The organism is Paenibacillus sp. J31R120 (genome assembly GCF_056269225.1).
Window position 1 is genome coordinate 47,445 of record NZ_JBWDNN010000012.1, and the last position, 15,527, is coordinate 62,971.

At 41.3% G+C, this 15,527-nt stretch carries 11 protein-coding genes; all 11 read left to right on the plus strand.

What is annotated here, in order from left to right; translation table 11 throughout:
* The first annotated feature begins 35 nt into the window (after positions 1-35).
* Positions 36-3,245 (plus strand): glycoside hydrolase family 78 protein, encoded by a 3,210-nt coding sequence (locus tag AC0YNW_RS27160; protein WP_475834528.1) that lies wholly within the window; start codon positions 36-38, stop codon positions 3,243-3,245.
* A gap of 12 nt (positions 3,246-3,257) precedes the next feature.
* Positions 3,258-7,745 carry an RHS repeat domain-containing protein gene (locus tag AC0YNW_RS27165; RefSeq protein ID WP_475834529.1) on the plus strand — a complete coding sequence of 1,496 codons (4,488 nt, stop codon included), beginning with the start codon at positions 3,258-3,260 and terminating at the stop codon, positions 7,743-7,745.
* Positions 7,746-8,368: 623 nt separating this feature from the next.
* Positions 8,369-10,117 (plus strand): RHS repeat domain-containing protein, encoded by a 1,749-nt coding sequence (locus tag AC0YNW_RS27170; RefSeq protein ID WP_475834530.1) that lies wholly within the window; start codon positions 8,369-8,371, stop codon positions 10,115-10,117.
* Positions 10,118-10,128: 11 nt separating this feature from the next.
* On the plus strand, positions 10,129-10,422 hold the full coding sequence (locus AC0YNW_RS27175) for a hypothetical protein (protein ID WP_475834531.1): 294 nt from the start codon (positions 10,129-10,131) through the stop codon (positions 10,420-10,422).
* Between the two features lie 334 nt (positions 10,423-10,756).
* Positions 10,757-11,293: a hypothetical protein gene (locus AC0YNW_RS27180; RefSeq protein WP_475834532.1), complete on the plus strand. Its 537-nt coding sequence runs from the start codon at positions 10,757-10,759 to the stop codon at positions 11,291-11,293.
* A 677-nt stretch (positions 11,294-11,970) separates the two neighbouring features.
* A complete protein-coding gene (locus tag AC0YNW_RS27185) occupies positions 11,971-12,147 on the plus strand; it encodes a hypothetical protein (protein ID WP_475834533.1) in 177 nt (58 codons plus the stop codon).
* A 221-nt stretch (positions 12,148-12,368) separates the two neighbouring features.
* A complete protein-coding gene (locus AC0YNW_RS27190; RefSeq protein WP_475834534.1) occupies positions 12,369-12,614 on the plus strand; it encodes a hypothetical protein in 246 nt (81 codons plus the stop codon).
* Positions 12,615-13,110: 496 nt separating this feature from the next.
* A complete protein-coding gene (locus AC0YNW_RS27195) occupies positions 13,111-13,629 on the plus strand; it encodes a hypothetical protein (RefSeq protein WP_475834535.1) in 519 nt (172 codons plus the stop codon).
* Positions 13,630-13,669: 40 nt separating this feature from the next.
* A complete protein-coding gene (locus AC0YNW_RS27200) occupies positions 13,670-13,924 on the plus strand; it encodes a CPCC family cysteine-rich protein (RefSeq protein WP_475834536.1) in 255 nt (84 codons plus the stop codon).
* Between the two features lie 240 nt (positions 13,925-14,164).
* Positions 14,165-14,689 carry an RNA polymerase sigma factor gene (locus tag AC0YNW_RS27205; protein ID WP_475834537.1) on the plus strand — a complete coding sequence of 175 codons (525 nt, stop codon included), beginning with the start codon at positions 14,165-14,167 and terminating at the stop codon, positions 14,687-14,689.
* A complete protein-coding gene (locus tag AC0YNW_RS27210) occupies positions 14,673-15,458 on the plus strand; it encodes a hypothetical protein (protein ID WP_475834538.1) in 786 nt (261 codons plus the stop codon). Before AC0YNW_RS27205 ends, AC0YNW_RS27210 begins: the two co-directional genes overlap by 17 nt.
* The last annotated feature ends 69 nt before the right edge of the window (positions 15,459-15,527 follow it).

A 15,527-nucleotide genomic window follows, 5' to 3' on the forward strand; every position in this document is an offset into this window, starting at 1 on the left:
AAAAATCATATGTTTATAACTAGGAGGAAAACGAGATGAATAGGCTCAAAAGAAGTTTTGTATTTATTCTCTGCTTCTGTCTAATCCTTGGAATTGGTGTTCCGGCATCAATCTCTGCAGAAGAAAAAGAGATCATTCAGGATCAAACGGAAATGGTTCAAGATACAGAGGAAGTTATCGATGATAATAGCCCCGTCTTGGAGGCAGCCCCCCCAGATGTTATAGAAAGCGCCAGCGAGTATGGGGAGACGGTTCTAGGAGAAGTTGTTGATCTAAGGACTTCTAACAGCAAGCATTACTTATTGTCTGATAATACCTATATGGCAAGGGTAACATTTACTGATCAGCATTACTTGGACGAGAGCGGCACTTGGAGAAATATCGACACTAGCTTAACGGATGAAGCGGAAATTGACGTAAGTGATCCGCTCATTTCGTTGGAGACAGCCCAGACATTAAAGTCGTCGTTTTCGGTAAACTCCCGGAAAAAAGCTGATACGTCTGAGTCGGATATGAGAGCATTGAAAGTTCCTTTTGATGTAAAGCTCCCTAAGCGTATCTCCAAAGGCTACACCATTGGAAAAGGCTCTGAATCGTTAACCTTTATTCCGCTTGAGGCTTCAAATACAAAGGGAGAAGCTCTTGGCAACAAAATGCTGTACAGCGATGTATGGACGAGCTCCGATGTAGAGCTAGAAGTTATTGAGAATGGTATAAAAGAGACAATTTACTTGAAAGATGAGCAAGCACCTACATCATTCCGTTTTCAGGTAGAGGGTGATCTTGCAAACTCTAAAACTTTTGAGCTGCAGCCTGCTTGGCTGGTTGATGCCAATGGCACGACTCGTGATGTGGAGCAGGTCATAAGCGAAGAGAATGGACAAACCTTTGTTGACTTGACGGCGGATGTGTCGGAGTTGGTGTATCCGATTGCGATTGATCCGACTGTAAATATAGTTTCCAATCAAGTCACGTTCCAGAGTACAGTGGTAGATTCTCAACAAACACAAGATAACAGCAGTACTCAATTTCTAAAAGCAGGAAGGGATTTAAACGGTAAGGAGACAAGGTTTTTATTAAAATTCGACATTGAGTATCCTGGCATCATTCGTGAGGCCTTTCTAAATATGTATCAGGGTGGACGAAATGAAACCTTTCTTAATTTGGACTTCTTTAAAATAACTTCACCGTGGACAGCATCGGCTGTGACCAATTTTGCTAGTTTACCATCAATAGCTGGCACTAGATTCTTTGATCGCCAAATTCCAACCGGCAGTTCAAATCAGTGGTATAGATTTGATATTTCCAGTGTAGTGAAAGACTGGTCAACAGGCGCAAGTCCAAACTATGGGTTTATGGGTAAACAGATGGGGACAGTTTCCAAGACCGAAACCGTATTTCATAATTTTAACTCACCTGATGTAGCACTTCGCGCTTTTCTGGATATTGTTTATACACAGCCGCCTAGTGCTCCTGAGGTAATATCGCCAAATGGCGGAGAGATATGGACTGGTCAACAGATTATTACCTGGAAGCCATCTACAGATGTCTATGACTTTATCGGTTTACCAAACAAGACCTATTATGCGGGAAATTCTCCTGCTACACAAATTGGTCAGACTTTTACAACAGGTACATTGGGAAGTGAGAAGCTGACAAAAGTAACTTTTAACATGTTATTTAATCAATCATCCAATAGAGAGTTGCCTGTTAGCCTTTATCTAGCTAGCGGGGGTGTGCCAACAGGAACAGCCCTTTCAACAAAGAATGTAACGATAAATAATAAGGGGCAGTATACGGCTAGTTTTGATTATACACTGGCTCCTAATACTACTTATGCCATTATCTTTGGTTCACCAACAATGACACAATTTAATGTCGGTATGCAGACTACAACGAGTAATTACGCTGGAACCGCTGGATCGTTTGTCACTAGAAATGGAAGTGGGAGTTTCACAGAGAATTTGACAGAGGACTTAATGATTCAAATCGAAACCACCAAATCCAACCTCCGTTATCATATTCAAGTTTCGACAGACGCGGGGGCGACTTGGACTGATATTGTGGCGCTTACGGCTCCTGGTGTGACGTCGTACCCATATAATTTTACGCCGATCAAGCAAACCTTTAATGCTAAAGTGCGGGTTCGCTCATACAACGGGCAGTTATATGGGGCATGGGATGAAAGTGACAATGTGTTCATTATTCACCAGCTTCCAAATCAACCGACAGGATTGACACCGGGCAGTACGAATTCGGCAACGCCTATGCTGACTGCAAGCACGACCCCCGTTCTGAGTTGGACCTTCTCCGCTCCGAATACAGGAAGCTTCCAGTCCCAGTATCAGGTTCGTTTGTTCAGTGGTGCAACGGTTGTACATGATAGCGGCTGGGTTCAATCCTCCAACACATCCTATACGGTTCCTTCAGGTCTGCTGACAAGAAAAAATACGTATAGCTGGCAAGTAAGGATTAAGGATAATGTTGGAACGGAATCGGCATATTCGGCTCAGAGCTATATAAAGATTAACGGTCTGCCAGTTGTTAATGTGACTTCCTATACGAATGGAGCAACGCTGACAACCAACACACCGCAATTTACATGGACCTATACGGATAGTGAAGGACAAGCCCAAACGGAATACCGCATCTTGGGTTCCCAAGATAATTGGCAGACAGTCGGATACGACTCGGGTCCGCTTACAGGCAATGCAACGACTTTTACAACTACGCCACTTGCGAATGGGGCCTGGAGCTTTAGAATTCTAGCCAAAGACGGTATGGAATGGTCGGACCCAGGTGTTAGAAATCTAATCCTTCCAGCATCCTTCGAGCCTAATAATACGTCTGCGCAGGCATTCGCGATTAACTATAACCAAAGCTATTCGACGGTAATAGATACAAGCGCGGATATAGATTTCTTCAAGTATGTAGCTGCATCCAACGGTGTAGATACCTTTACGTTGAACGTACCAGCCGGTAAAAACTACGATGTGCATGTATATGACAGCGGTATGAATCTGATTGCAGCGGGCATTCAGGGCGTTGGAGCTGTCGAGAATGTACTCTATCAAGTAACCAAAGGAAACACCTATTACATCAAGGTATTCGGAGTGGATGGCCATTTTAGCGCGACAGCAACGTATTCGTTCATTCTGAAGAAGCTGAATCTTCAATATGAGACGGTATACCAGTACGATGCGAACGGGAATATCGTGGGCAAAACAACTACCCAAAAGAATTAAGGAGGAAGCTTCTTGAAGATATCAGCAAAGCGGACGCTCATTATTCTGTTGCTTAGCGTCCTTCTATTCCCAGATCTATCTAATACCATTCAATATACGATTACTGCCGCGCAGGGAGTGGACTATCGCCATGTCAACACCAAGCCTGACGAGGCGCCATTCCGCGTGGAGTTGGGCAATGAGACAATCTCTACTCTATCCGGCAGCATTTCTTTGGGAGCCAGCGATCTGAGTCTGCCCGGGCGTAATGGTCTAGGTTTCACACTAAGTCGCGTATACGATAGCGGAAGCTCTCAGCTATATCAGATGACGAGAGCCAGCACGACTAATGGAACAGATCAGTCGCAAGAAGAGAAAATGTTCCCGATCGGCACAGGCTGGAGCTGGGATATTTCCTACCTGGAAATTAACGAGGGCGGCAAATACCTCCACTTAGCGGGTGCAGGTGTATTCAAGATTAACAAAGATAATGAGTTTATGGGCTATCCGTGGAAAGACTATACCTTCGAAGAGAATAAGACGGTAACGGTGGGGGCTCTTACCTCTGCCTATGCAGTCAAGTCGATTCATAAGATCAACCAATACTTCGATTCGCAAGGCAAGCTGATTCAAATTGCGGATTCCTACAACAATACCATTAAGTTTGAGTACTCGGGGTGGAAGCTAATCTCCATTACCGATGCTATCGGCAACAAGATTAACATAACCTATGGCGAGGGTACTGTTGTATTAAGCACGGGCACCAAGACGGTTACCTATACGTTGGCTAAAACTAACGGTAAAGATCTGTTACAGAAGGTAACGGACCCAATCGGGCGTGAGATAGGATACGAATATAGCGTAAAGGAAGCAAAATTTAGCCTTGTTCATACGACACCAGCCGTATCCAATCCCTATGCATTGCTAACGGGAATCACGTATCCGACTGGTGCAAAAAGTGTTATTGAATATGAGAGCACTCCAATAACCCGGTATATTGGCAAGACGATGGTTAATCAAGTGTATCGGGCAAAGTCGAGAGAGGATCAATTCGTTCAGCAAGGCGGGGCTATCTTCAAGGCGAATCGAAAAGATGTCACATATCCGCTCAGCGACATGGGATCGTCGTATGATACTGACTATAATTTCTCGGTAGCGATTAATGATGGTCTGTCAGTTACAACCTACACGAATGAGAAGGACTACATTAACGAGGATTACTCACCGGTCTTCTATAATAACAATCGTGCGAGCACTTCGGTACAGAATGGAGTCACTTATACTTCACGAGTAGATTATGAATACGACCGTATCAGAAGATGGCCAGTTCCAATTAAAATTACTGAGACGACTTCCAATTCAGCAGTATCCGCTACTAAAGTAAGCCAGAACAGCATGCTGTACGACTCCTACGGCAATGTTGTGTCCTCTGTTGATCCTAACGGAAGAATCACCATTAATACGTATGACGAGACCTCACACTTGCTGGTGGGAGTTCAGTCCCAGATTGATCCATCCCGATATGTGTATAACGAAATTGTCAGAGACAGCGTTCATGGACATATTTTGACCCAGCGGGTTAGAGAAGGAAGCCCGACAGGAAATATACTACAAGAAACCGTGAACAGTCAGTATGATTCATTCGGTAATGTTACTCAGCAGAAGCTGCTTCAAAGCTCAGGCGGCTACATTACGGTCAACACAGAGTTCAAAGCTACTGCGCCATATAACGGAGCTTTTTCTACTAAAATAACAACCTCTGGTTATGATGTGGACCGCAAAGCTATTACGGTATCGGAAGTATTGAATTTCCAGACGGTTGACGGGATTTTGACTAGCTACACGGACGGGAAGGGCAATACGATAGCCTATCAGTACGATAATCTCAACCGGGTCACAAAGGTAATTAATCCTGATTCGAGCGAGAGCACCATTAGCTATCGGGATAAGCAAAACGAGATTGAGATGACCGATGAAATGGGTATTAAGTTGTTGACAAGATGGAATCCGTTCGGCTGGAAGACCGAGACGGGAATCATCGAGTACCATGTATTTAAGCCAAAAGCGAAGTTTCGTTATGATGCATTCGGCCGTGTGACACAAACGGAGGATGCACTAGGTAATCTGACAAGCTTCGGGTATGACCAGTGGAGTCGTCAGAATAAAATTGTAATGCCGGATACTACATCCTCCAGAGTTGTTTATGATGATATTGGAAACACCAAGACTGCCATTGACAGTGTGGGCAATCAGCTAAAGGAATACTACGATATTGCGGGCAATGTGCTGAAGAAAGAAGAGGTCACAAGTACGGGTACCGCAACTATTTTAGGAACCTACACTTATGATTTGGCCGGAAATGTCTTGCTGGCAAAGGATAGTGCACAGAACACGACGAAATATTCGTATGATGCACTGAGCCGATTGACAAGCGTTATTAACGCCTTAAATGAGACAACAGCCTATAAGTACAATTTGCAGGGCAATATGATTCAATTGGTGTATCCAGACGGGAACAGTCTGAGCAAAGAGTACGACGAATGGGGTCGACTCATTAAGTCCATCGATGCCAAGAATCAAGTTGAAACGTTCTACTACGATGCCAATAATAATATGATTGGCTCAGTGGATCGGAAAGGCAATCGATTTAAGTATTCCTTCAATAATCGCAACATGCTGCTTTCTTCCGAGTTGGTCAATGCCCAGGGTAATCCACTTCCGGTTAGTGAGAAGGTGGCCTATCAGTATGACCTGGCAGGCAAACGTAAGCAGATGAGCGATGTGACTGGAACAACATCCTATACGTACAATCCGAACACAGGTCAATTAACAGAAGTACAGTTCCCAGATGCCAAGACGATTAAATATGATTATGATGCAAACGGCAGCCGGGTTGGGATGAAGGATCCTTTTGGGTTCAATACGTATTACCGCTACAATGCGAATAATCAGCTAGAGATAGTATCCTCTTCCCTGAACTTTAATCGTGATTATGTCGCCAAGTATCAGTACTACTCGAATGGCTTGTTAAAGCAAACAACGCAAGGCAATGGGGTCGTCACAGAAGCAGCTTATAATGGACTCCGTATGCAGGGATTGCAGCATAAGAAGAGCGGTGGAAGCGTCATTAATGCGTATTCTTATATGCATGATCCAAATGGCAATATTAATTCACGTACAACGAACGGTATTACAGATGTATACCAATATGATTCGTTAAACAGGATATCGACCTCCTCTCAATTTAATGAGAGCTATCAGTATGACAGTCGCGGCAACCGCAGCAATATGTCTACCAGTAATCCTTTTGATAGCGCGGCGGCTGATCTGTCCTACGATACCCGCAATCGTCTCACTCAGGTGATGACTACAGATGGCAAGACTGTTTCTTATACGTATAATGGTGATGGTCAGTTGTGGGAACGAAGTGAGGGGGGCAAAACTACCCGTTATTATTGGGATGGTGACCAGATTATAGCCGAGGCTATGGTCACTGGTGGCACAGCAAAGTTCTATGCTCGTTACATCAGAGGCAAAGGGCTAGAAGCTAGGGAAGATATTCAAGGAAAAGCCTATTATCTAAAGAATAGTCATGGTGATATTGTTGAATTAAGAGATTCGTCAGGTAATTTGAGACTGAATCAATATGACTATGATATCTTCGGCAATATGACTGTTCAGAATGAACTCATTACCCAGCCTTTTAAATATTCGGGTGAGATGACAGACTCAACTACTGAGCTACAATATCTTCGGGCTAGGTGGTATGATCCGTCCATTGGAAGGTTTGTTGGAGAGGATACGTATGAGGGGGATATTACTAATCCGTTGGCTTTGAATCTTTATACGTATGTAATTAATAACCCATTGAACTATGTTGATCCGAGTGGGAATTATTGTGTTTCAGCTGATGGCAAATGGGCACACGGAAATCCTTGTGAATCACCAACTAGTATTGAAATGGGTGATAATGATAAATATTATGGATCGCCTATTATTGACAATGGTATTATTATAGGATATTTAGGTAAAAGTGGACCCTATGCACAAAAGGAATTTAATTATTGGAAGGAGTTTGGTAAAGGGGCTGTCACAGGATCGGCAGATGCTATTCTGGGGAATTATGTTTACACTCAATTAATGAGTACTAAGCATGAAGTGGTTAATATATCAACTTTAGGTCTAGCCAATCAAATTGATCGTTATGTGTTTCCGAGTTCTTTTAATAAAACCATTGCAAATCTCTCTAAAACTGCAGGGTTAGTCTCTATAGGTATTACTGGTTTTGAAATTTATAATGATTTTCAAAATTACACAGGCAATGATAGGTATTGGGCGGCTACGTTAACAGTCGCGGGTACAGGTGCATCAATTGGCGGTACGGTATTGGTTACAGTAGGCTTAACTGCTTTAACTGGTGGGGGTTATCTTGTTGCTATTGCTGCATTTGGGGCTGGAGTTGCAATTGGAGCTGGGGTTAGTGCTGGAGTTGATTATTTGAAAAAAGAATTTTTGAAATAAAGGAGATACAATGAGTCTAATTTATAATAATCTTCCCCTGCCTTTGTATTTAGTACTAACAATTATACTTCCTACATTTAGTTATTTTGTTTATTTGAAAAGCAAAAAACAAAGAAAATCTCTGTTCTTCAGTATGGGTTTTATGTGTATTTGTTTAATTGGATATTTGAGTGCATATATCCGAATTGTAGAGCATTATAATTGGCAAACAGACTTCTCAAACCATCTTCCTCCTGTGCTTATACTAATTATAGGACTCATGTTTTTATTTATTTCAATTGGTACTTATCAATTAAGTAAGAATAATAAAGAAATGAGGCGGATAGTTGTAACTTGTATTACTATTTTGTTTATGACCTTTATATTTTTTATATTGTTTTTTATACTAAAAGTAAGATAGGGAAAGCTATATATGAGTGAGTAGGACTACACCATGACGTGAGAAAAACCAAAACACCTTCAAGAAAATAGTGCCATGTCGTAAGATGTGGAAATAATCTTGAAGGTGTTTTTGCGTTGGTAACCATAATAAACAAGAATGGGGGCCGCCTCGTTAAGCCCATCGATTTCCGGTTAATGAGAAGGTTTCCTATCAATATGACCTGGCAGGCAAACGTAAGCAGATGAGCGATGTGACTGGAACAACATCCTATACGTACAATCCGAACACAGGTCAATTAACAGAAGTACAGTTCCCAGATGCCAAGACGATTAAATATGATTATGATGCAAATGGCAGCCGGGTTGGGATGAAGGATCCTTTTGGGTTCAATACGTATTACCGCTACAATGCGAATAATCAGCTAGAGATAGTATCCTCTTCTCTGAACTTTAATCGTGATTATGTCGCCAAATACCAGTACTACTCGAATGGTTTGTTAAAGCAAACAACGCAAGGCAATGGGGTCGTCACAGAAGCAGCTTATAATGGACTCCGCATGCAGGGATTGCAGCATAAGAAGAGCGATGGAAGCGTCATTAATGCGTATTCCTATAGGCATGATCCGAATGGCAATATTAATTCACGTACAACGAATGGTATTACAGCTGTATTCCAATATGATTCACTGAACCGGATATCGACCTCTACTCAATTTAATGAGAGCTATCAGTATGACAGTCGTGGGAATCGCAGTAATATGTCCACCAGCAATCCTTTTGATAGTGCGGCGTCTGATCTGTCCTATGATACCCGCAATCGCCTCACCCAGGTGACGACTACAGATGGTAAGGCCGTTTCTTATACGTATAATGGTGACGGTCAGTTGTCGGAACGAAGCGAGGGAGGCAAGACGACCCGTTATTATTGGGATGGTGACCAGGTTATAGCGGAGGCTGTAGTAACTGGTGGTACAGCTAAGTTCCATGCTCGTTACATCAGAGGCATTGGGCTGGAAGCCCGGGAAGATGCTGAAGGCAAAGCCTATTACCTAAAGAATGGTCATGGAGACGTTGTAGAGTTACGGGATTCGTCAGGCAACCTGCGATTGAATCAGTATGACTATGATATCTTCGGCAATATGACGATTCAGAATGAGCTCATTCCCCAGCCATTTAAATATTCGGGTGAAATGACAGACTCAACAACTGAGCTGCAATATCTTAGGGCTAGATGGTACGACCCATCTATTGGAAGGTTTGTTGGGGAAGATACTTATGAAGGGGAGATTAAAAATCCGCTAACGTTAAACCTCTATGCATATACATCTAATAATCCGTTGAGATATATTGATCCATCAGGTCATGTATTTGAACAGAGTGCAGGTTTTGGAGGTTCGGTTAAAGAAACCGCCAAGGCTAGTTATATGAAATGGAAGCTTGGGGATTCTAGTGCTTTTGAGGATGCGCCACAGTACATCAAAGATGAAATGATTAGACTGGCAAAAAGTGATTGGTCTGTAGATGAGGCGATAACTTGGTTCTTATCGGGAATAGTTACAGGTGCAGCGTTAGCATCTCCTGCTGCAATTGTAGCTGCATTTGAAGTTGCGACTATGGGCATCACTACTGCAGCGATTACTGCTGGTGCTACTACTACACGTGCTGCAGTGACAGTTGGTATAGCAAAAGGTTCAGGATTGTTTGAATCATCTCTCTTGGCGAGTTCTGGAATAAAAGTTGGGGGGGTTGCAGAAGTCACAGTAAAAGGTAAACACATTACTCTTAAAGATATTATTATATACGCAGATGGCGTAAATGACTCGAAGAACCTTATTGGAGTTAAGGATATTGTTCAATGGAGAAACGCAATAATCGAGGAGTTAAAAAAACAGGGATATGAAACACTTACAATTCAAGGTATCCGGGTTGAAAATTCAACATCTGTAAACCCAGGAATGACCATTAATCGAACTTTTGATTTAACTAAATAAGGAGTGGGAATGTGTTAATCGAGGATGTAGATTTTACTGCTGGTGAAATTGAAGAAATTGAGCTTGCAAAGGAACTTTGTGATGGAATGTATGTTGGGGAAGAGGAGATAACTTGCTTTGCTGTTTTGTCGAAATTGTTTAATCATACCATTACAATTAAAGATAATAGAAAAGAAGTTGTAGGAGCATATTCACAATTGATCCAGTATAACAAGTTCTGGTCTGGGGTTGAGTGGTTTAATAACGGTCACATTGAAATGGTTACTGCTAAACTAAGGAAGGTATTGAAATCAGAAGTGTTCTAGTGATTTAAAACAACAATTAATTTTAATACCACATGCGAGTGTAACTCCATGTGGTTTCTTTTTTAAGTTTAAACCACCTGGCGTATCATACTTCGTTGGATTAGAGAACAAAATATGATTGAGCATTAGCAGATTAAAAGTATTCACATGCGGTTACTTGTGATGGCGGTATAGAGGGTGTCGGTATTAAAGAGAGCATAAATGGTTCTACTTGGACTCCTGATATTATGCATGTCGGATCAAGAGAGATATATAATTGAAGATTTAGATTTAAGGGATACTAGATATGGAACTTATGATGCACTTTTAAACTATTTGGGGAAGTAGGAATTATATGTACTGCTACAGGGTTACCAAATATAATCCAGATTACAGAGATGAGTTTGGTGCGTACACAAGAGATGATTGGACTGCAATTTCTGATATAGGTGAAGAGTTTAATAAAAAGACTTTCAAAATGGAAGAGTATCTGCGAGTAGAAAATTTATATGTAGATGCAGTTATTAGGATGATGGAATGTGTAGGGATAAAAAGCCTAATGGTAATTGGCTTGGAGAAGTACTATGAGACACCGAAAATAACAGCACATCACGAGATATACACAGAAAGAATGGTGCAATTATATCAAAATATTTCTGAGGACCTATTTGTAACAGATCATGATTTACAGGATTTGTGTAAACTAGTGCTGAGAGAATCGTTGTATTTGGGATTAGTATTTGAGGACAAAATGTATGTTCATTTTGGCTACGATTACTATATCTATACTGGTATAGATAAAGAATGTAAGGATGCCATAGACAGTATTCAAGCAAAAGGTTTATTTGTTGAAGAATGTGAATCACCCTATTTTCGAGAAGATGATGATTGATTAGCTTTAAGAATTGATATTTCCAAATGTGTACCCGCATGGACTAATAGTTTATTTTTTAGGGGAAGTGTCAGGGATAAGCTCGAAAAAATAATAGGATTGTATACGTACTATTCAGCCACATACGAGTATAACAACTCCATGTGGTTTTTTCTTATTCCATTCATAAAAATCATAATAGTATTTATAACGGTCATATTGTAGAATCGATGTGAATCGTTTCAAAATATTTACATCTTAAGGGGCAAACAATAATGAAAAGAGAAGGAATCCCTCCAAACTCCATTCTGTTAACTACGTTTGTATTACTCTCTATCTATTTTTTACTTCACTTATCGATTGTTCTGAAGAGCATAGTTATTGATAAGTCAATCTTAAGTGAATTTGAGATGAGCACATTTTATCTTTATTTTGAAACGGACAAGTAACAGTACAAGTTAGCAAATGTATTGAGTATTTTCTCGATTATTGTAGCTGTTCTGAACTTTTACTCTTTAATGGAGAAGGTAAATAGTACTCCGGATGACACCTCAGAAAATGAAATGTGGAGATTCTTTGCTCCATATAGTGACCAGCCTCATTTTGTAGTTACAGGCAGTGGAATCGAGAAATGATTTTATTTTGATTACTATGTGCTAATTACTCAATAGACGAGCTTAATAGGAGTGTATGAATCCATGTTCGAAGACATTGATTTTTCACCTGGAGAAGTTACGTATAATGAAACTGATGACCCCGATTATCTACAAGAAGAGGATTTATTTCAAGTTACTTATGGAAATGACTTATATGTCTTGGATGTAGGCTATTACAGAACAGAATATGCTGTTGTTGTCATCAAGTCATTAGACTAGTCAAAACCTATTTGGGAAAAGAGATGCACCGCGATAACAGAACTTTATTCAATCGTGCAAGAATGTTCTGAGTTTGTAAAAGAATTAATGAAAAATCCTTCTTCTGAGTACTAGGGTGACTAGTAAATATTCATGCGGTAGAAATAATCTCGGTTAGAGAAATTTATGGTCACCCTAATCGGACGCAATTTGTAGAAACATCTTGAGTGGGAGAGAGTCACTTGTTAGAAAACATTGATTTTCATGGTGGAAAGGTGTTATTTAACTATTTTTATAAAATCAACTTTGAATCCACATTACAAGAAGATGATTTCTATTTGAGTGAAGATATGCTAGCAGTATCCTATATGGATGGACAGTGCCTTTTAGACGCCGGTTGGTCAGGCGATGAAAATAATCGCGCGTTCGTAATACGAATTGTCATGGAAAATGACTGGGTCAGCCCATTTAAGAGTATAAGACGTTAGACAAAAGAGAAGTAGAAAAGGTTATTAAAGAATTTATAAAAGAAATAACAAAGAGGATATAGACTTAATTTTAATGATTTTAAAATTTCGGGATCAGTTAGACCTAAAGCATTTTTGTGAAAGTAGGCAGTATAAACAACTCCCTATGGTTTTCAAAAAGCAATTTTTGTTAAGGAGAGGTGCCTAAAATTATATGTTTGATGATATTGATTTTTCTCCCGGAATAGTTACTTATAACGGAACCGAATTCTTGGATCAAGAGGATATATTTCAGGTCAGTTATTATGAGGGATTGTATACGTTAGACGTTGGTTGGTACAGAAAAGAGTTTGCGGTCTCCGTAATAAAAAATTACGACTGGGAAAGTCCGCTATTGGAAAAAAGGTGCAAGGAGCTAAATCAACTTCATAGAATAGTTCAGACATGCTCTAAGTATGTACGAGAAATAATTCATAACGGGTAAATATATGGACCCTGATAGAATTGGAGCTACACTATGTACAAGGCTCATATTAGACTTCTTATTATCGCACTTTCAGTACTCTTTTTATTTGCGGGCGGCATGGTCATCAGTAAATTTATTAATTTCGATTCAAAGCCTGCTGTGTCTAACACAGGTGAGGTTTTTTACGGAACGTGGATCATAGCAGATGAGATTGCAAGCGGTAATGTAATAGCATTAGATGATGAAGAGATTGGGTCAATTATAGGACAAACGATTACATATACGGCTGAAGAAGTTAGAACAGGCGAGGCGATTCTACAAACTCCAAGTTATAAAAAAGAGGTTATACCCGCCATCCAATTCCAGAATGATTCCCTACTCTCCATACAAGAACTTGGCATCCAAGATGATTATATAACGGAAGTTACATTGTATGGAGATGAGAAGCTGAAGAACTATTGGTTCCATCTTGGAGGGACCTTCTTCCTGACAGACAATGATAATCAATTAATCTTGTTTTACGGAAATGTTTATTTTTTAATGGAAAGACAGGTGGAGGGTCAAGCATAGCGTTCTGAGGATTAAAAAGGATTAATATAGGGGTAGAGATATGAAGAGATTACAGTGTCCATGTTGTTTTAACTTTACTATTGAAAGTCAAGATGAGGTTGTTGTGGATATTTGTGAAGTTTGTTTTTGGCAATATGATGAAGTTGCTCATTCTAAACCTAATTTAAATATAGGAGCAAATTATATTACCCTAAATCAAGCAAGGGAAAATTATAAAAATTTTGGGGTGTGTAAACCTGAGTTTAAAGAGATGGTAAGAAAGCCATATCAAGAAGAAATTCCTGAGAATAACTAAACTCCTAGCATATTAGTCTTGTTCGGTCTGTTCAATGATGGCTATCGTTGAATGTGTTAAACCTTCGAGTTATCTAAATAAGATGCTTGGCACAAAATCTAGGGATGCTGAATTAAACGATCATGGAGCTTGAAGCTCCATGGTCGTTTTACTTTTTACTCACGAATATTTTCATAAGAGTAAACTTTCTCCGAACTTGCAGGGTAATACTTATAGAACAGCAAGAAAGGGGTGAATGAGGTGGAGCTTGATACGATCAGCCGGATCGTTCAGGGTGACAGGGAGGCGTTCCGCAGCCTGTATGACGAGTACTTCGACTATGCGATGCGGACGGCCGCGCTGGTGGCGAAGAATCGGGAGTGGGCGAAGGATGCGGTGCAGGAGACTTTCCTCCGTGTATACCGGAACATCTGGCAATACGATAGAGCCAAGCCGTTCAAGCCGTGGTTCTACAGCATTTTGCTTCGCGAGTGCTATCGGGTAATGGAGCGGGAGAAGAAGATTGTGCCGATGGGTGAGCAGTTGGAGCGAGTGGCTGTGGAAGCAAACATGCCGGATGGGAAGGTCGATCTGTACGATGTCCTGCAATCTCTCCATGATATGTACCGGATACCGCTTATCTTGAAATACCTTCATAACTACAGCGAGCGGGAAATCGCCGACATTATGGAGCTGAACGTCAATACACTGAAGTCGCGCCTCCTCAAGGGGCGGGAGCAAATGAGAGACCGATTGGGAGGGGAGCCATATGGATCAAAAGCTTAAGCAGCGTCTGGAAGAAGAATCGAACTATCCTTCCCATCTGAAGGAAGAAATGTGGGCGCAGATTGAGTCGCAACTGGAGAATGGCTCTTCGTTGCCGGCAGATTCAATAGAGGGACAATTGAACAACACAGAACAGCCACAGGGGAAAAGAGGAAAATGTACGATGACCATTATCAAAGCAACTACAGGGCTTGCAGCAGCTGTCATAGCTGTCACAGCATTTTTGGCTTTGCCGCCTGGAGAGGCGTTTATGAAGAGCGTGCAAAACTGGTTTGCGCCGGAGAAAAAAATCGAGGTTGAGGTCGAGGGGAATAAGGAAGAGACAAACGGACAGATCCATGTAAATGAAGAAAGCCGCTACGCCATCTATTATGACAAGGAACGCTATAAGCTCGTTCAGCAGGACGGAAAGGACATCATCACGACTATTGAGCTGTTACCGGAGCCGTACCCGCAAGTATCGCTGACGATTGAACAGAATGTAGACGCGTTGCCGGAGAAGCTGGCTGCGGAGATCGCAGGCAAGCTGGCCGACCAGTTTGCAGAGGTGCGTGAAATTGAGAAGGTTAGTGAACCTGTAGAAGGCTACCGTATTCACGCGATTAACGGTCATGATCGTCTGAGTGAAGTCATCTCGGTATACGTCACAAGCAACGAGCAGCAAGGCAGCTTCATCCTGACAATGAACTATTTCCTGGAGGCGGCTGAAGGCCATGGGGCGAGATTTACACAGACGTTGGAGCAGTTCAAGGTGCTGGCAGAGGAGTGATTAACACCTATGCACCGCTAATGGAGTAGGGGGAGGCGAATTCGCCTGCCAGGAGCTAACGTAGTTTCT

Coding starts and splice junctions, on each gene's coding strand:
- AC0YNW_RS27160 (WP_475834528.1), top strand. CDS start 36: ATGAATAGGCTCAAAAGAAGTTTTGTATTTATTCTCTGCTTCTGTCTA.
- AC0YNW_RS27170 (WP_475834530.1), top strand. CDS start 8,369: ATGAGCGATGTGACTGGAACAACATCCTATACGTACAATCCGAACACA.
- AC0YNW_RS27180 (WP_475834532.1), top strand. CDS start 10,757: ATGTACTGCTACAGGGTTACCAAATATAATCCAGATTACAGAGATGAG.
- AC0YNW_RS27185 (WP_475834533.1), top strand. CDS start 11,971: ATGTTCGAAGACATTGATTTTTCACCTGGAGAAGTTACGTATAATGAA.
- AC0YNW_RS27195 (WP_475834535.1), top strand. CDS start 13,111: ATGTACAAGGCTCATATTAGACTTCTTATTATCGCACTTTCAGTACTC.
- AC0YNW_RS27200 (WP_475834536.1), top strand. CDS start 13,670: ATGAAGAGATTACAGTGTCCATGTTGTTTTAACTTTACTATTGAAAGT.
- AC0YNW_RS27210 (WP_475834538.1), top strand. CDS start 14,673: ATGGATCAAAAGCTTAAGCAGCGTCTGGAAGAAGAATCGAACTATCCT.